The organism is Legionella lansingensis (assembly GCF_900187355.1).
Lineage (GTDB): Bacteria > Pseudomonadota > Gammaproteobacteria > Legionellales > Legionellaceae > Tatlockia > Tatlockia lansingensis.
The window spans coordinates 646,186-663,373 of record NZ_LT906451.1; the positions used below are offsets into that span (position 1 = coordinate 646,186).

The window sequence follows — 17,188 nt, forward strand, 5'->3', positions numbered from 1 at the left end:
TCTGCTTCCTCATAATAGTGGCTTAGTTTGTAAATGAGCTGGCACCTCTTTGATTTTGTGCTCACGCATTAATTTTAAAAACTCAATCAGTGCATCCAACTCTTCATCGGATAAATTTTGTTTAGTGAACGGGAACATCTTATCGTTTTTCATATAACGAATGGATTGAGGATTACGAATAAATTGCCTTAGGTGTTTCTCAGAGAAATATTCAGTGGGGTTTTTCGGAAAATTTAAATCAGGGCCAATTTCAAGATTTCCCACTAAATTGATTGAATGGCAACCACCACATTGGTCAGCAAATATCTCCAATCCTTTGGCTTGTACGTCAGTACTATGTTGGGGTAAAAGCTTGGAAAATGGGTTTGATGCTGTAACTTGTATGGATTCTACTCCAAAAATCCAATTGCTTTGTGGCACTTTTTGACCTATCCAAATGAGATAAAAAGATCCTGCAGAGCGCTTAAGTTGAGGAATTATTGGCCATGGCTCATTCGGTTCTTCAATGGCAAGATATGCAATGCTAGCTCTTGGCGTTTCGCAGGGATGGATTTTTTGCAAATTGAAATAGGAAATATAGTTATCAAAGGCCCGCACTTTCAATGTTGTACCGGTACTGTCATCCGCTACAAGTAATTCACACAACTTGATTGCCTTGAGATCAAAAATTTTATCCGGATAGCTTGGCAAATGGATTGATTTTAAAGTCACAACCTTAGGATGGTTTAGTAAATTTTCTCTCGTATAAATAATCTGCTTTTTTGGGGTATTGATTGTTAAGCTACTTCCTGCGTATAGATTGGAGCACAACATAATAAGAAGAATTAGAGAATATAAGATTGTGCTCATAGTGGGCTCAGATAGATGCAAAATTAAGTTCTACTTTAGACGGGAATGCGTAAAATAGCTACTCTATGCCCCCTCACCCTACGCGCGTAGCGGGTGAGGGGGCAGGCTAAATTAACTAACATCAACTGTCATGTGGTTCTTTACTGGCTGGCGCTTTTTTTTTTGTTTGTTCAGGTTTCATATGTACTACGCGTCCTTGGCTTGCTTGCCCGGACTGACCTTTCTTTCGCTGGACATTCCCAGAACCACGTTGTTGGCCCCCTGAACGACGACGGCGGTTAGAAGAAGATTGACGTCTCTCATGTAGACCAGGAGCATGTTTATACTGTTGGGAGCTGGTTGCAGCAGGTGCAGTTTTCTCTTGTCGACTGGAAGAGGCACTTGGCTCGGCAGCACCAAATAAACTTTTCCATAACCGTTTGATGAAACTGCTCTGCGGAGCTTTTTCGGAGTGAGGCAGGGCAAAGGCCTTCACGGCTGGTTCATCATGCTTGGCTGTATCTTCAGCTCGAGCAACAGTCAATTCAGGTTGTTGGATTAGCAAATAACTCGGTTTTTTAGTCTTGCCAACATTGTCTTCTTTTAACCGTGTAAGTTCGTAATGAGGTGGTTGCAAATAGGGGTTGGCTATGATTAAAACATGTACCCCATGGCGTTTTTCTATATTTAAAATAAATTCACGTTTCTCATTCATGATGAGGGTGGCTATTTCAGGTGGTAACTGAACTTGTACTTCAGCCGTTTTTTCCTTTAAAGCCTCTTCTTCAATCAGACGAATGATGGATAACCCATGAGATTGAATACTTCTTACAGTACCTCGTCCTTCGCAACGTGGACATATTTCTTGAGCGCTTTCACCTAATGAGAGCCGCAGGCGTTGACGAGACATCTCGAGTAATCCAAAACGAGATATACGACCAACCTGAATTCGAGCTCGATCAGCTTTAAGAGCTTCTTTTAAGCGGCTCTCAACTTCCCTTTGATTTTTACTCGAACTCATGTCTATGAAATCAATAACAACCAAGCCGCCGAGATCTCGTAAGCGCAATTGACGCGCGATTTCATCTGCTGCCTCTAGATTGGTGTTCAAAGCGGTTGTTTCAATATCAGAACCGCTTGTTGCTTTAGCTGAGTTAATATCGATTGAAACCAATGCTTCGGTACGATCAATAACAAGCGCACCTCCAGAAGGCAATGGAACCTCTCGCTGATAGGCGGTTTCTATCTGGCTTTCAATTTGATAAAAATTAAATAAAGGGATGGTGCTATTGTAAAGCTTGAGATTCGGTAAAAAGTCGGGTTTTACTTGTTCAATGTATTGTTTAGCTTTTACATAAGAAATCTGATCATCAATAATAATTTCGCCAATTGATTTACGCAAATTGTCACGGATAGAGCGGATAATCACATCGCCTTCCTGATGAATCAGGCAGGGTGCAAGCTGGGTATAATAGGCTTGCTTTATGGCTTGCCATTGGTTGCACAACATATCAAGATCGGCTTGCAATTCATCCTGACCTTTACCAACTCCAGCGGTGCGGATAATAAGTCCCATGTCATCAGGTAATTCCAGGGCATTTAAGGTTTCTTTTAATTCATCTCTATCATCGCCTTCTATGCGACGTGAAATGCCGCCGGAGTTAGGGTTATTAGGCATTAATACTAGGTAACAGCCAGCTAAAGTAATATAAGTTGTTAACGCTGCTCCTTTATTACCACGCTCTTCTTTATCAACCTGAACAAGTAATTCCTGGCCTTCACGAATTAAAGAGGTAATAGGCGGTTTCTCTTCACCAAATTCGTCAGGATGTTTACTTAAATACTCTGGTGCAATTTCCTTAAGAGGAAGAAACCCTTGGCGTTTAGCACCATATTCGACAAAAATGGCATCCAGGCTGGGTTCTCGACGGGTAACTACTGCTTTGTAGATATTCCCTTTTTTCTTGCTTTCTGCTGGACACTCAATGTCTAAATCATAGAGATGTTTATCTTTTACTAGTGCAACCCTTATCTCTTCAGTTTGCGTTGCATTTATTAACATTTTTTCCATTACTTACCCCATAAAGGGCGCAACACTTAAGTAAGATAGTGCAAGGATGTATTTCTTGTTTATTGAAGTTACGTTCACGCTAAGGTTCAGTTCCATTTTGATATCTATGACTCCTTAATATTTAGGAGCCAGAAAAATTTAGCTATTGTTTAAACGTTTCCTAAGTAACAAAAAATATTTGCTTAAGCATCCCCAAGACCATAAGGACAGACGGCACGCATAGTGCTGCAGATTAGCGGCGCATGCTGAATATGTACATCTGTAGTGCCTAGATTTTGTGATGAACAGGCTTTTGTCAATGGCTTTATGCATAAGAAACCATCCTTTGCCTAAATTCGCAAAATAAGTTGAAACTGATGTAGAGCATGTCGGCCATGCGTGGGTATCTGATGAGTTCTTTTTCAATTTGGCTCTGGTTCAGGGTGCTTCCTTATATCATAAACTTAAGGTAGCGCGTTTCATTTTAAGGACCTAACTTCAATTATACTACAAATGACGTCTTAACTGCTGATTTTCGTGCTTTGCTGCTTGTTGAGTTGCATCATTGTGTACGAAATCGGTCTAGACATTCACTTGGCAAATTGCTAAGGGCCTTGATATAGCCGAGTTATTATACCTTACGAAGGTATAGCGGCTGATAAACTTTTCGTTTATACGTTATAATTCGGTCGCGCGAATATTCACGCGATTTTTAATGTTATCAAAAAAAACAGTCACAGCAAATAGGTTTAATATACAAATGAGTGATGTACGTTATACAGAAATCACCGCCGAGGAAGAAGGGCAACGTCTCGATAATTACTTGATGAGGATCCTCAAAGGTGTTCCCAAAAGTCATATTTATCGTATTATTCGTGCAGGTGAAGTACGTGTAAATAAAAAAAGAGCACAAGCGGCTTTGCGTTTAGAAGAAGGTGATTCTGTACGTATCCCTCCAGTACGTGTTTCCCAGGAAAAAGATATTTTTGTTGGTGATAGACTCGAGAAACAGTTACAAAATAGTATCTTATATGAAGATAATCAGCTTCTGGTGCTTAACAAACCAGCTGGGATTGCCGTTCACGGGGGTAGCGGGGTCAGTTTAGGAGTCATTGAGGCTCTGCGTAAAACCCGTGATGATCTATCTTATCTTGAACTTGTGCATCGGTTAGACAAAGAAACGTCGGGTTGTTTATTACTTGCAAAAAAAAGAAGTTGGCTTCGAATGATTCAAGCTTTACTTGAGGCTCGTCAGGTACAAAAAACGTATTGGGCTTTGTTGACTAATGCTTGGCAAGATAAAAAAATTGTGGAAGTCAACGCATCTCTTAAGAAAAATAGTTTAAAATCAGGTGAAAGGATGGTGGTCGTTAGTCCAGAAGGTAGACTGTCGCAGACAGTCTTTAAGTTGCTTGAAAATTACCAACAAGCCTGTTTAGTAGAGGCATCACCCAAAACGGGACGTACCCATCAGATCAGAGTGCATAGTGCCTATCTTGGACATGCCATTGTTGGTGATGAGAAATATGGCAGCAAAGCACTGCAAATAGACGGATTGAAATTAATTAAACCAAGACTTTATTTGCATGCAAGAGCAATTCAATTTAACCTGAACGGAAAAAATTATTCGTTTGAAGCGAATTTAGATGATCAGTTTACTGAAACACTGAACTTCTTTCGAAATTCACTGCAGTAGAGTTTTGAAAGAAGTCTGAAAAAAAATTGCATGCGAGGAGCTTGTTGCATGAGTAAGCCATATCGCTTGGTAGTGTTTGATTGGGAAGGTACTTTAGGTGATACATTAGGCCAAATTTTTAATAGCGTCGCCACCGAGGCACGACGCTTAAACTTTGGTGAAATCGACCAGCAAGTTGCCCGACAAGCAGTGGATTTAGGATTGGTAAAGGCACTGAGGAAAGTCTTTCCTCACTTAAGTGACGCCCAACACGAACAGCTGTTGTATGCTGTACAGCAATCTTTGATTTCGCGCAGTACAGAAGTTTATTTGATACCCGGAGCAAAAGATTTTGTCGGTCGTTTGCAGCAGGCTGGGATTGATGTTGCGATTGCCAGCAATAAGGGACAACAGTCACTGCAGCGAGTCCTTCATATTTCCGGATTAGATACGTTATTTAAAGTCACTCGTTCGGCCGGGCAAACAGCAGCCAAGCCGTCACCAGAAATGCTTAAGGAAATTTTAGATACATTTGATGTGACAGCTGATGAAGCACTCATGGTGGGTGATTCTGTGACGGATATGCAGATGGCAAAGAATCTTGGTGTTGATGCTATTGGTGTCGATTTTTATCATCAGCAAAAAACTGCATTACTCGCTGCAGGTGCTTTGGCAGTCTTTGATGATTACCAGCATTTGGCTGATTATTTACAGTTGCCTAAAGAGGGAGGACTCCGGTGAGTACCTGGACCAGTTTACCTAATTTGTTAACCTTAATGCGCATCGTGTTGATCCCGGTGTTTATTATTGCCTTTTATTTACCATTTCGCTGGTCACATGGTTTGGCTGCCACTATTTTTGCGCTGGCAAGCTTTACTGACTGGTTGGATGGTTATCTAGCGCGCAGATTAAAGCAGATGTCACCCTTTGGTGCGTTTCTTGATCCTGTTGCTGACAAGTTACTGGTTGCTTGTAGTTTGCTCTTGCTCGTAGGCGCGAAGGACATGGATTACATCACTATTCCTGCTATCGTGATTGTAGGACGAGAAATTGTTATCTCTGCTCTTAGAGAGTGGATGGCGGAGATTGGCAGGCGTGCTAGTGTTACGGTAAGTTACATTGGTAAAGTTAAAACTACTCTTCAGATGTTTGCTCTTTTTCTGTTGGTTGCTTTTACTCCAACGCAATCTTGGTGGGGCGTATTAGGTTTCATTTTGTTGTATATGGCTGCTATTTTAACCATTTGGTCGATGATTATTTATCTTACTATTGCATGGCCGCAATTAATGGCAAAAGCGCATGTTTCCTCGTCTTGACGAAGTGTGAACTCAACTATCGTTGAGGAAGGTATAGAACTTGTGAGATGTGTTTAGATTTCGAATAAATTTAGCGTTAACTTGTTGACAGCGTAAGAATTTGCGGTAGAATGGCAACCCGTAGAGAGGCGGGAATAGCTCAGTTGGTAGAGCACAACCTTGCCAAGGTTGGGGTCGCGAGTTCGAGTCTCGTTTCCCGCTCCAAATTAAAGCGACGCCGTAGTCGCTTTTTTTTTTCGGATTTAGTTTTGGCTGTGTGGCAGAGTGGTTATGCAGCGGCCTGCAAAGCCGTGGACGCCGGTTCGATTCCGGCCTCAGCCTCCAATAAAATGCCCAGGTGGCGAAACAGGTAGACGCAAGGGACTTAAAATCCCTCGGAGGATTAAACTCCGTGCCGGTTCGACTCCGGCCCTGGGCACCATCCATGTTCTCATATGCACATAATTATTGGTAATTTCGGAAATCATTCCCTGGCTGTTATGCAGACTCTTATTGATAGAGCTTTGCCTGATATTCATTTCATTTACGTGCACACAGGTTGGGCAGCAGCTTGTTGGTCTGAAAGAATTTCCGTATGCACAGACTACGCCCAAAAAAACCAAGTTCAAGTACATCATTTGAAAGCACAATCAAGTTTTAGTGAAATGGTCATCGACCGCAAACAGTTTCCAAGTCGAAAATTTCAGTGGTGCGCTGGATTCCTCAAGGGATTGACCATCCTGAATTACCTTGACGAACATGATCCTTCCTGCGAGGCGCTTATCGTCTCTGGCAAAAGAAGATTAGATTCTCGACGTTATGCCAATCTCGAAGAATTTGAGTTGCAAAACGAGCTCTATCAAGGACGAACATTATGGTATCCTCTTTGGCAAACAGACAATGAAGAATTTATGCATCTGGTGCAAAAAACTGGCTTTAAATTGCTTCCCCATGCGAGCATGGAGTGTAGCCCTTGTATTCATATGAATAGGCAACAACTCAAGAATCTTGATTCCTTTTCTTTGGAGCGATTGCAAAGCTTGGAGAATAATATTCAGCGGACAATGTTTCCAGAGTCAATCGACGAGTTATGTGCAAATTCGGCCACTAGGCAAAAAGAATATCATGGCTTGCAATTAGAGCAATTTGACTTAGGCTGTGGGGCACCTTGGAATTGCGGAGAGTGAGTGAATGCAATTTAAGGAAAAACTGCGCCTTGGTTCTTTCCATGGTTGGTTTCTAAGTCAAATTGTTGATCCCAAATATGATGCTGCTTAAGGATTGTTATTGCGGTTGTTTCAAGTTTAGTTTGCAATTCCTCGCAGCTTGGCATCGATGATGTCTGCAGCAAGGCCGCTTCAATCTCTTGGGCTGCTTTTAAGCCATTGTATTCATGTTCTTGTTCATGAATTTGCAGAGCAGTTAGATAATTGTTCCATTTGGTTTTTAATGCGGGAGATGCATTATACTGATCAATCCATTGCGGAAAAAGGGTGTTAATTTTTACAGAAACACTCACATCTTTGATGGAGCAGGTCGTCTCTAATTGATTATCAAATTGCCAGGTATAGGTCCAAGTAATATGCCAAGTCGTTTTAGAATCGAAATGTTCGTTATTGACTGTGGGTCCTAGTTGATTGAGTTGTTGGCGCAGGGCTTGCTCGGTGTTACCGCTGATTTGATAAAAGGTTTGTACTCTCTTGACAATTGGTATGGCAAGGCAGGAAAAAGTAAGAAAAAATAGGAGACAACTTACCATTATTTGCATTTGTAACCTAATTGAACTTTTTATTCTTCTCGTGGGGAGCGACTCATCAAGTTCATCGCTGCCTTGTGAGCGGTGATTTTTCCGGCTAAAACAGCTTTTACTTGTAAGCAAATCGGCATTTCTACTTCAAATTGTTCTGCCAGGGCACAAACCTGCGCTGCATTATGCTTGCCTTCAACCACTTGACCAATTTGTTCTTCTGCCTCTAAAAGATCAAGTCCTCTACCCAAATGTAAACCAAAACGTCGATTGCGGGATTGGTCATCTGTGCAGGTTAATACCAAATCACCTACACCGGCTAAACCCATGAACGTTTCTTCACGAGCTCCCATTTTAATACCCAGACGTCTCATTTCGGCTAATCCTCGGGTAATTAATGCCGCTTTAGCGTTTGCCCCATAGCCTAGCCCATCACTGATGCCACAGGCGATAGCCAATACATTTTTCACAGCACCACACAACTGAACACCTATGATATCGTTGCTTATATATACACGCATGCTATCACAGTGCAGCATCGCCTGAATCATTTTTTGATAAGCAGGGTCATTGCCGGCGAGTGTTACCGCGGTAGGCAGAAGATGTGCCACTTCTTTGGCAAATGAAGGCCCTGAAATAATCGCAATAGGAAATGATTCGCCCCAACGCTCAGCCACGAGTTCACTCAGCAGTTTATTGGTAGCTGGATCAATGCCTTTAGTTAACCAGGCTAATCCATGAGCTGGTTTAGGTAATTGCAAAAAAAGACTAGCAAAGGCATGCGAAGGTACAGCAATAATGATTTCTGTTGCTTCGCTAATACAATGTTTAAGATCTTCAACAAGTGAGAGAGAGTTCGGGAAAATAACATCTGGTAGGTAACGTTTGTTGCAGCGCGTCTTTTCCATGTCGCGTATATGCTGTGGGTTATGTCCCCACAGCATGACATGATGGCCACGATGAGCCAGATGAACTGCAACGGCAGTCCCCCAAGATCCGGCGCCAAGCATGGCAATCGTCATTTTTTCCATGATGCTTAACGAGTTTCTTCCTGCTCTTTGGTGTTAGCAGCGTTTTGCTTCTCTTTTAACTGCTGCATGTAGAGCGCATCAAAGTTAATTGGAGCAAGTACGAGTTGTGGGAAACTACCTCGAATGACTTGCGAAGTAATGGCTTCACGTGCATATGGAAAGAGAATATTTGGACAGAAACTATTTAGTAAATGATCAAGCTGCTCTTTCGACGTGCCTTGGATGGTGAAAATACCAGCCTGCTTGATTTCAGCCAAAAAAGCTGTGCTGTTTTTATTCTTTACTGTGGCGGTAACTGTTAATACGACCTCGTAAACATCAGTTTCCAATTTAGTGTGTTGCGTGTTTATATCCAAGGAGAGCTCAGGCTCCCATTGATGCTGAAAGATGCCCGGGGTATTAGGCGCCTCGAAAGAAGAATCTTTCATATAAACTCGCTGAATCATGAACTGTGCTTCTGTATTCTGTCCAGCACGTGCTTGTTCTGTCATTTTTTTCTTATCCTCGTAAAAGTTTATCTAAATGCCCTTGACTCTCCAGAGCATACATATCATCACAACCACCAATATGTTGGCCATTAATGAATATTTGCGGTACGGTACGTCTGCCACTCTTAGCAATCATTTCATCGCGTTTTACAGGCTCCTCGTCAACACGAATGTCAGTATAGGTAACGCCCTTTTTGTCTAATAAATCACGTGCCTTTGTGCAGAATGGGCAATAGGCAGTGCTATACATGATCACGTCAGCCATATCATCTGTCCTTCTAACTATTTTCCTTTAACAATGGGTAATCCAGCAGCTTGCCAAGCGGTTATACCTCCTGATAGAACGAGAGGTTGCGTAAACCCCGCTAGTTTTAACTTGGCTGCCAGTTGTGCTGAATGTATACCACGTGCACAAACCAGAATTACCGGTTTCGTTTTATATTTTTCCATACGCTGCTGCTCGAAATCTTCTGTATTGGCGCGGATGGAGTCGATAATGTGGCCGCTACGAAACGTTTCGACATCACGTAAATCAATTACCACAGCATTTTCATGATTAATTAGATCCACAGCAGCCTGTGGGGACAGCTCTTTAGCTCGTTTTTTTAGTGCTAATAGCTCATTAACGAAGATTAAGATTAAAATAATCAAAAGTGTGAGCCAAAGTACCCAATGGTTTACAATAAATTGACCTAGCTGCCCCATCTTCAATCCAAGTATAGCTATAAATTGGCGAATTATCCCCAGAATAACTTCTTAAAGCAAGTGTTCATCTAGAGAGCCATTTCCTGCAAACGCTTTATTCGCTCAGCAATGGGAGGGTGTGTTGCGAAAAGATTTGCTAATCCTTCACCGCTCAGAGGATTAACAATGAAGAGATGGGCTGTGGTAGGGTGCGCCTCAGCTTGTTGAAATTGTCCTTGTTGATTGGCTACTTCAAGTTTTCCTAAGGCACTGGCAAGCCATAACGGCTGACCACATAATTTAGCTCCTCCTGCATCTGCCTCATATTCGCGAGAACGAGAGACAGCCATTTGTACCATCGCCGCAGCTAGAGGCGCTAAGATCATCATCAAGATGGCGACAATGGGATTGGGGCGGTCTTCATCGCCATGAGTAAACATTGATGTCCACATGAACATATTCGCTATACCACTAATCGCCCCCGCTAATGTTGCTGCAATGACACTAATTAGGGTATCGCGATGAGTAACGTGAGACATTTCATGCGCCAAGACGCCAGTTAGCTCTTCTGGGGTCAGGCGATTCAAGAGCCCTGTTGTTACGGCAATACTGGCATGTTGGGGGTTGCGTCCCGTTGCAAAAGCGTTTGGCGTTGGATTATCCACAGCATAAACTTTGGGCATAGGGATTTGTGCTTTTTTTGCTAATTGAGAAACAATTGTATAAACGGGGTGATTAGGGTCTAAAGGCTGTGCATCATACATCCGTAAAACAATGGTGTCAGAAAACCAATAGGCACCAAAATTCATAATGACCGCAAAGACTAACGCAAAAATGAACCCTGTTTGGCCCCCCAACAAATTGCCAATAACAAGCAACAGTGCCGTTAATGCTGCAAGTAGGATAAATGTTCTAATATTATTCATTTTAGTTCCAGTTAAGTTGCCCCCCTTTCTGAAAAAATAGGGGCAACTTTTCATAATTTCAAGTCCTGGCTTCAAAAGGCTTGATAACGTCCAACAGAGGTTGTCCGACAGTAGCAGAAGGTGATTTGATAGACAGAATAGTTGCAAGGGTGGGAGCGATATCTGTCGTGTTAACCGTTGTGGTGATCCGTTTTGCAGTAAAAGCAGGGTTTACAAATAACAAAGGAACATAACTATCGTATTGCCAAGGGCTTCCATGAGCCACACGTTGCTCACTTTTATCTGCTAGGGCCTGATAAGGTGGGGAAACAAGATAGAGATCACCAGAACGTTCAGGGAATGCCATTTTGTCAACTTTAGTGCTTAACCAATCATGTTCTGTATTGGCTAGTGGTATGCTGTAAGCTTGGAAAATACCTGGTTGTTGACGCAAGCTTTCAGCTAAATAAGCACTGACCTGGTTAATGAATAATTGATGATCAGCAATGATTTGATGATCAAGATAAATATAAGGCAAAGAAATGGCTTGCAATGTGTTGGCAGGCAGTTGAAAGCGTTTAGCCAAGGTTGTTTCTATTATTTTTTGTATCTGAGAAAGCTTTAAAGCCTTATTCTCAGCGATATGATGGGAAGCAAGATAAACCGGCGCATCACTCACACCATGATCAGCTGTAAGAACGATTAAGGTATTTTGCAAACCCACCTGCTTATCAATTGCAGCCAGCAATTTTGCCAGCGTTTTATCTAAACGTAAAAGATTATCCTCGGATTCAAGACTATTGGGTCCGAATTGGTGTCCAATTGCATCAACGGCTGAAAAACTTATGGCCAAATAATCCGTCTTTTGCTCAGAAGTGCCTAATTTCTCATTTTGCAAGAGAAAAATGGCAAAGTCTGCAGTCAGTTCATCGGCAATAGGCGTCATTGATAAATATTTGTAGTAGGTTTCCGAGTCAGGGGCACCTAAATGATGAGGAAAGGATTGGCCGAATCCTGGGAAACGATTCTTGAATCTGGGGGCATTGGCAAATGTATAACTGTTCTTTGGGGCACTTAAATCCCATTGTTGATCTTTAGCTACATAGTGGTCATTCCAATCATTAACCCATTGTGGATAGGCAGTATAGTAATGTCGACTGGTTACAAAACCACCATTGTCTCGATCAAACCAAAACGCTTTCCCTGCATGTCCAGCCAAGGTGATTGCAGAGCGATCTTTCAAAGATACGGCAAAAGCCTGACCTTTTTGTGCCAGTACAATTTCATCACTCAACGTAGATGCTATAAGATTTCGCGGTGAACGGCCTACATTCGATTTGTGTGAGTGCTTGGTAGCCAGAATGGGGCTTTGCTGGTCTTCAACGCAATTGATCTCATGATGGCTTGCCCTGTCATACCATTCATTATTAACGATGCCGTGTAAAGAAGGGTAACTGCCGGTAGCAATGGTCGCATGGCCAACACAGGTGACTGTATTGGCATGAGGATGATGGGCATTATGATAATCAAGACCATGTTGCAAAAGATAATTGAATCCATCGGGACCAAATTTCTGTTGATATTTGCTAAGCAAATCACCTCTTAACTGATCGACAACAAGTTGTACCACTAGTTTGGGGGGGTGACTATTGGCTAAAGCCAAACTTGAACAAAAAATAAATAGCAGGCTTAGTATTTTTTTCACAATTATTCTCACAAAAAGTAAAAAATAACGGCATCCTAAAGCAGTTTGCGAGACGGGTAAATACAAATTTTTTGAGCAGATAATAAAAATTTTGACATAGCCATAAAGGATCGAAGCAGTTAGATAAAAAAATGAAGTTTTTTAATTTAATCAGAAGCTTGTAAATTGATTAATTCGTTTAAAGAAAATCCATGACGAACGCCAAGATTTAGTTTACACTGGTCTGCGGTGAATGATTGCACCAATAACCTATTAATGGAGTTAAGGAGAGTAAAATGGGTTTTGATTTAAAAGCTTATAGTGAATTAAAAAGTGAGTTTAGGGAAAATGTTCTTACCCTAAAGGGAAGTCATAAAGCAGCAACGGAGGAAGAATTACCACAGCCTCGCAGGCATCAAGTGCTGCTATTACAAAAAACCATTTCTTTATTAGACTCATCCGGTAAAACAACGGAGGAGAAATCACGCATTTTAAGTGGTATGATGTATCTAACTGCGGTTGTAATTGAAAAAAGCTACTCACTGCGTTCAGCAGAGAACAGCACATTTTATCGCATGCTATTCAATAACGTTGGCGTAAGTGAAGATAATAAATTAGATTCTGAGGATATCTGCAACCTGCTTGAATCATCTATGAAATTCTTGGTAGAAAACACTTGTCGCCAAGGAAAAACACGTAACGGATTGTTGCATGAGCATCCTTTTTCGAAGATTGCTGAACTAAGCTTAAGCGACTACTGGTCTAAAGGAAGTGATGCTGTTGCTGAGCAACGTAAAGCATGCTGGACACGTAATGACGTTCGCTTAGCTAAAGAAATTCATGAGGAAAAAGAGCGAAAAAGAAAAGAAGAAGAAAGATTGCATCCTAAGGCTAGCTTACTTAGTTGGATTACTGGTGCCAATGGTAGTAAGAAGAGAGAGGACGAAGATGATGAAGATCAACACATTCCCAGCACTTCTAATCTCAAAAGCTAAATAATAGTGCTAATACCCTGTGGTAGCGCAGGGTATTTATCTCTTGCCATTCCTTGGATTTTCAATCATAAGATTTCTCTCTAACAAACGGCCTTGTGAGTGTCGAATGGTGAATAAACCAGTAAATGGTTGCAGTCATCACCCCTCCAATTAAGGTGGCAAAGGCCCAGGTGGCCGCAGATACTAAAGCCGGTCGCTGCCCAACTTGATATAAGTTGCCAGCGTCACGCGCAACTGCCCCGGCAAATAAGACGTGCAATAACGCATTAATTAACAGCAAAAGGTACTGAAATGTTTGTATTGGGCCTTGGTATTGTTGGATAAATTCCGTCATCGTCATCTAGCCTCCTGCAATTGTCTGGATTGCCGCCATGATAGCAGAAAAAGAGCAAAAATAATTAACAGACTGGCCAAAGCTCTCGTTTTGTCTGGAAGCGCATCAAATACAACAAAATCCCAAAATAAACCCGTCAGTGCAACTATTCCGCCTGTTAGACTATAAAAAACCGGCCCAGCCATGCTGAGAAGCTTGAAAAATAATAAGTAACCAATACTCGATAAAATGATTTCTAAAATAACGACTTGCTGTGGTGTGCTCAAAGGAAGTGTAAGGGGGTAGAATGCATGTTGTTGCAGCACCAGGGGCAAGAGCAAAAGACTGGAAGCAATTAACATCCCGCTGGCACCTCGAAGGGCATTCAATGCAGATGGTTGCTTGGCGGTGATATAAATTGAACAAAGAGCAAATCCAAAAGGACTAATTAGGGCAAGAAGAGACCAGCTGGATAATAAACCCTGCATCGTTGGATCAATGATCATCAATATACCAATAAGACCTATCATTATGGCGAGAACTCGCCAACCATCATAATGCTCCTGTTTGGCGAATAACGCCATTGGATATACGAATAATGGAACAGTATTTACCAGAACGGCTAAGAGACCCGCTGGTATATGACTGGCAATGAAATACATATTGGTGTTTGGAATGGTGATTCCTATTAACCCGCAAATAAGAAAATAAGGCCAGTAACGTAAATTTAAAAAAGGGCCATTGCCACTGAGCAAACAAAGTCCTGTTAGCAAGAGTGCCGGGCCACAAGATTGCCAAAAAGCATAACCCAAGGGAGATACACCATTGGTCATAGCATATTTGGCGAGCGTGTAGCCGGATCCCCAGATAAATCCCAATAATGTTAATAGCAGTAAGGCACGTAATGTTTGAGAATTCACAACTTTAATCATTCCCACGTGATAAAATTAATTTAATTCTTCAAGTTTTTATTGCTTGAGTTTTAGAAAATCGCATTACCGTGGTCAAGCCACGGTAATGCGGATTAAGGGATTGTATCACTGCTTATCGTTTAGAGCGTAGTGAAGAATCTCCAAATCTGGGTAAAGAAAAATTCAATCTTTGCTTCGTAGGCGAACCTGGGTTACCATCGCTTGATAATTTTTCTCAGGAGAGAGCATGCAAGCTAGTGATGTTCCTGTACCTCATTTGACTACTGCACATTGCGGCCCCCTACATCATGTAGAGAAAGTTATTTTAAATCAAATAGCGACAATTGAAGCTTGGTTTAGGGAGAAATGGCTGGAAACACCGCCTTCTATCACTTCATCTGTTGATTTGCGTCATGCGGGTTTCAAATTAGCCCCTGTGGATACGAATTTATTTCCAGCGGGTTTCAACAACCTCAATCGTGATTTTTTGCCATTATGTGTCCAGGCTGTTCAATCCGTAATGGTTGATTCAGTTCCTAGTTGCATGAAAGTGTTATTGATTCCTGAGAGTCACACACGTAATCGATTTTATTTACAAAGCCTAAGCGTTTTACAAGATATTTTTACACAAGCAGGCTTTGTGGTGCGTATTGGTAGCTTGGACCCTGAGGTTATAACACCGCAGGAAGTTAGTCTTGATAATGGCAAGACGTTGCTTTTGGAACCTATCATGCGACGCGGCAATCGTGTGGGATTACCTGATTTTGATCCCTGCACTTTGCTACTGAATAATGACTTATCCTCTGGAGTGCCCGGGATCTTACAAGACTTGGAACAGCAAATCCAACCGACTGCGAAACTCGGTTGGTCCAACAGATTAAAATCTAATCACTTTTATTTTTTTAGCGAAGTAGCGTCTGAGTTTGCCAAATTGGTCAATTTAGATCCGTGGTTGATTAATCCTTATTTTACTGCCGTTGATGATATCGATTTTATGGCACAAGAAGGAATTGAAATGCTAGCAGTTGAGACTGAAAAATTGCTTTCGCAAATAAAAGATAAATACTCCACCTATGGTATTACAGAAAAACCTTTTGCTGTCATTAAAGCGGATAATGGCACCTATGGTATGAGTGTGATGATGGTTCATGAGGGGGAGGAGCTAATGCAATTGAATCGCAAACAGCGTACCCGTATGGCAGCAAGTAAGGGAGGTCGTAAAGTTGATCGTGTCATGGTGCAAGAGGGAGTCTATACATTTGAAACCATGCCGGACGGTTCTGTTGCTGAACCAGTGGTCTACATGATTGGTCAATTTGTTGTTGGAGGATTCTATCGTGTCCATCAAGGTCGTGGTAGCAATGAAAATTTGAATGCTCCAGGGATGCATTTTGAGCCGCTGGCTTTCGCGCAAGCTTGTAATACCCCGCGTTGGGATCTGGATGTGGTTGATTGCCCGAATCGTTTCTACGCTTATGGTGTGATAGCGCGACTTGCGGCATTAGCGGCTGCAAGAGAAATCGCTGCGATTAAATAATACTAATATAAGCTAGGAGCTCTGTAATGAAACTTGCGGTGCTAACGGATCCTTTAGATAAATTAAAACCCTATAAGGATACAACGCTTGCCATGATTAAAGCTGCGCAAAGCTTAGGATGGGATTGTGTGTATTTCACGCAAGGGGATCTATATTGTCGATTAGGGCGTGCTCATGCGCGCGTGCATGGAATTCGTATTGGGGATCTCGAAAGTAAGCATTGGGCAGACGTGAGAGAAGCTTCAGAGCAACCCTTAAGCACATTTGATATTATTCTTATGCGGCGCGATCCCCCTTTTGATATGGAGTACATTTATGCGACTTATGCCTTGGATTTAGCCGAAAAAGAAGGGGTTCTCATTGCCAATAAGCCTCAAAGTCTTCGTGATGCCAATGAAAAATTTTTTACGCTAAATTTTCCTCAATGTTGTCCCCCAACCTTAGTGAGTCGTCATATTGCGCAACTGCGAGCATTTTGGGAAGAGCATAATAATGTCATTTTTAAACCACTTGAAGGAATGGGGGGGGCCTCTGTTTTTCATGTTGATGAAAAAGGCGCTAATTTATCGGTTATTTTGGAAGTGCTTACTAAAAGTCAAACGGTAAGCATTATGGCTCAACATTATATTCCTGAAATCAAGACCTCAGGTGATAAGCGAATTTTGCTTATCAACGGTGATCCGGTGCCCTATGCATTGGCGCGTATTCCTGCTAAAGGCGAGTTGCGTGGGAATCTTGCTGCTGGAGCTCGTGGCGAAGTGGTAGCACTTACAGATAGAGATCGTTGGATTTGTGAACAAATTCAGCCAACGCTGCGTGAAAAAGGATTGTATTTTGTTGGGATTGATGTGATTGGTGATTATCTAACAGAAATCAATGTCACGAGTCCAACCTGTTTACAAGAAATCACTAAAGAAACAGGGTTAGATGTTGCCGGAGACTATTTGCGTTGTTTAGCAAATCTTGTTTCAAGGAAGTAGCTCTTATTGCTAAATACATTTACACCTATGGTAGCCTGGATGGTCGCTTTAGCGAACATCCAGGA

The 17,188-nt window shown here is 41.9% G+C and carries 18 protein-coding genes and 3 tRNA genes; 10 read left to right on the forward strand and 11 right to left on the reverse strand.

From position 1 onward, the window contains the following. Positions 1–9: 9 nt before the first annotated feature. On the reverse strand, positions 10–849 hold the full coding sequence (locus CKV79_RS03085; protein WP_081778090.1) for a c-type cytochrome: 840 nt from the start codon (positions 847–849) through the stop codon (positions 10–12). A gap of 121 nt (positions 850–970) precedes the next feature. Further along, positions 971–2,899 carry an Rne/Rng family ribonuclease gene (locus CKV79_RS03090; protein ID WP_051546180.1) on the reverse strand — a complete coding sequence of 643 codons (1,929 nt, stop codon included), beginning with the start codon at positions 2,897–2,899 and terminating at the stop codon, positions 971–973. Positions 2,900–3,638: 739 nt separating this feature from the next. Here CKV79_RS03090 and CKV79_RS03095 point away from each other — a divergent pair. The 7 genes from CKV79_RS03095 to CKV79_RS03125 all read left to right on the forward strand — a co-directional run bounded on the left by CKV79_RS03095 (position 3,639) and on the right by CKV79_RS03125 (position 7,035). Next, entirely contained in the window at positions 3,639–4,574 is a 936-nt protein-coding gene (locus CKV79_RS03095; protein WP_028373575.1) for an RluA family pseudouridine synthase, read from the forward strand. 48 nt (positions 4,575–4,622) lie between these two features. Next, the gene (locus tag CKV79_RS03100; protein ID WP_028373574.1) at positions 4,623–5,294 is read left to right on the forward strand and encodes an HAD family hydrolase; all 672 of its coding nucleotides are present in this window, start codon (positions 4,623–4,625) and stop codon (positions 5,292–5,294) included. Beyond that, positions 5,291–5,869, forward strand: a complete 579-nt coding sequence (gene pgsA, locus CKV79_RS03105; protein ID WP_028373573.1) for a CDP-diacylglycerol--glycerol-3-phosphate 3-phosphatidyltransferase — start codon at positions 5,291–5,293, stop codon at positions 5,867–5,869. The genes CKV79_RS03100 and pgsA overlap by 4 nt, the downstream gene beginning before the upstream one ends. Before the next feature lie 128 nt (positions 5,870–5,997). After that, a tRNA-Gly gene (locus tag CKV79_RS03110) sits at positions 5,998–6,073 on the forward strand. 46 nt (positions 6,074–6,119) lie between these two features. Continuing rightward, positions 6,120–6,193: transfer RNA gene (locus tag CKV79_RS03115), tRNA-Cys, on the forward strand. Between the two features lie 7 nt (positions 6,194–6,200). Beyond that, positions 6,201–6,290 (forward strand) — tRNA-Leu (locus CKV79_RS03120). Between the two features lie 13 nt (positions 6,291–6,303). After that, the gene (locus CKV79_RS03125) at positions 6,304–7,035 is read left to right on the forward strand and encodes a phosphoadenosine phosphosulfate reductase domain-containing protein (protein ID WP_028373572.1); all 732 of its coding nucleotides are present in this window, start codon (positions 6,304–6,306) and stop codon (positions 7,033–7,035) included. 11 nt (positions 7,036–7,046) lie between these two features. Here the strand turns inward: CKV79_RS03125 and CKV79_RS03130 are convergent, their stop codons facing one another. From CKV79_RS03130 to CKV79_RS03160, 7 genes are all read right to left on the reverse strand, one after another. After that, entirely contained in the window at positions 7,047–7,616 is a 570-nt protein-coding gene (locus tag CKV79_RS03130; RefSeq protein WP_051546179.1) for a DUF922 domain-containing Zn-dependent protease, read from the reverse strand. 20 nt (positions 7,617–7,636) lie between these two features. After that, positions 7,637–8,626, reverse strand: a complete 990-nt coding sequence (locus CKV79_RS03135; RefSeq protein WP_028373571.1) for an NAD(P)H-dependent glycerol-3-phosphate dehydrogenase — start codon at positions 8,624–8,626, stop codon at positions 7,637–7,639. A 5-nt stretch (positions 8,627–8,631) separates the two neighbouring features. Beyond that, on the reverse strand, positions 8,632–9,117 hold the full coding sequence (gene secB, locus CKV79_RS03140) for a protein-export chaperone SecB (protein ID WP_028373570.1): 486 nt from the start codon (positions 9,115–9,117) through the stop codon (positions 8,632–8,634). A gap of 7 nt (positions 9,118–9,124) precedes the next feature. Then, a complete protein-coding gene (gene grxC / locus CKV79_RS03145) occupies positions 9,125–9,379 on the reverse strand; it encodes a glutaredoxin 3 (protein WP_028373569.1) in 255 nt (84 codons plus the stop codon). Between the two features lie 17 nt (positions 9,380–9,396). Then, positions 9,397–9,819: a rhodanese-like domain-containing protein gene (locus CKV79_RS03150; RefSeq protein ID WP_028373568.1), complete on the reverse strand. Its 423-nt coding sequence runs from the start codon at positions 9,817–9,819 to the stop codon at positions 9,397–9,399. A 68-nt stretch (positions 9,820–9,887) separates the two neighbouring features. Further along, positions 9,888–10,724, reverse strand: coding sequence for a zinc metalloprotease HtpX (htpX, locus tag CKV79_RS03155; RefSeq protein ID WP_028373567.1), 837 nt, complete (start codon positions 10,722–10,724; stop codon positions 9,888–9,890). A 58-nt stretch (positions 10,725–10,782) separates the two neighbouring features. Beyond that, positions 10,783–12,408 carry an alkaline phosphatase family protein gene (locus tag CKV79_RS03160; RefSeq protein WP_028373566.1) on the reverse strand — a complete coding sequence of 542 codons (1,626 nt, stop codon included), beginning with the start codon at positions 12,406–12,408 and terminating at the stop codon, positions 10,783–10,785. Between the two features lie 275 nt (positions 12,409–12,683). On the opposite strand from CKV79_RS03160, the gene CKV79_RS03165 reads away from it, so the two are divergent. Next, complete coding sequence (locus CKV79_RS03165; protein WP_028373565.1) at positions 12,684–13,382, forward strand: hypothetical protein; 699 nt, start codon at positions 12,684–12,686, stop codon at positions 13,380–13,382. 61 nt (positions 13,383–13,443) lie between these two features. Here the strand turns inward: CKV79_RS03165 and CKV79_RS03170 are convergent, their stop codons facing one another. After that, a complete protein-coding gene (locus CKV79_RS03170) occupies positions 13,444–13,716 on the reverse strand; it encodes a hypothetical protein (RefSeq protein ID WP_035915706.1) in 273 nt (90 codons plus the stop codon). A 2-nt stretch (positions 13,717–13,718) separates the two neighbouring features. Next, a complete protein-coding gene (locus CKV79_RS03175) occupies positions 13,719–14,615 on the reverse strand; it encodes a DMT family transporter (protein ID WP_231950197.1) in 897 nt (298 codons plus the stop codon). Positions 14,616–14,853: 238 nt separating this feature from the next. Here CKV79_RS03175 and gshA point away from each other — a divergent pair, with 238 nt between their 5' ends. Continuing rightward, positions 14,854–16,143: a glutamate--cysteine ligase gene (gene gshA / locus CKV79_RS03180; RefSeq protein WP_028373562.1), complete on the forward strand. Its 1,290-nt coding sequence runs from the start codon at positions 14,854–14,856 to the stop codon at positions 16,141–16,143. A 26-nt stretch (positions 16,144–16,169) separates the two neighbouring features. Further along, positions 16,170–17,123, forward strand: a complete 954-nt coding sequence (gene gshB, locus CKV79_RS03185) for a glutathione synthase (RefSeq protein ID WP_028373561.1) — start codon at positions 16,170–16,172, stop codon at positions 17,121–17,123. Positions 17,124–17,188 lie beyond the last annotated feature (65 nt).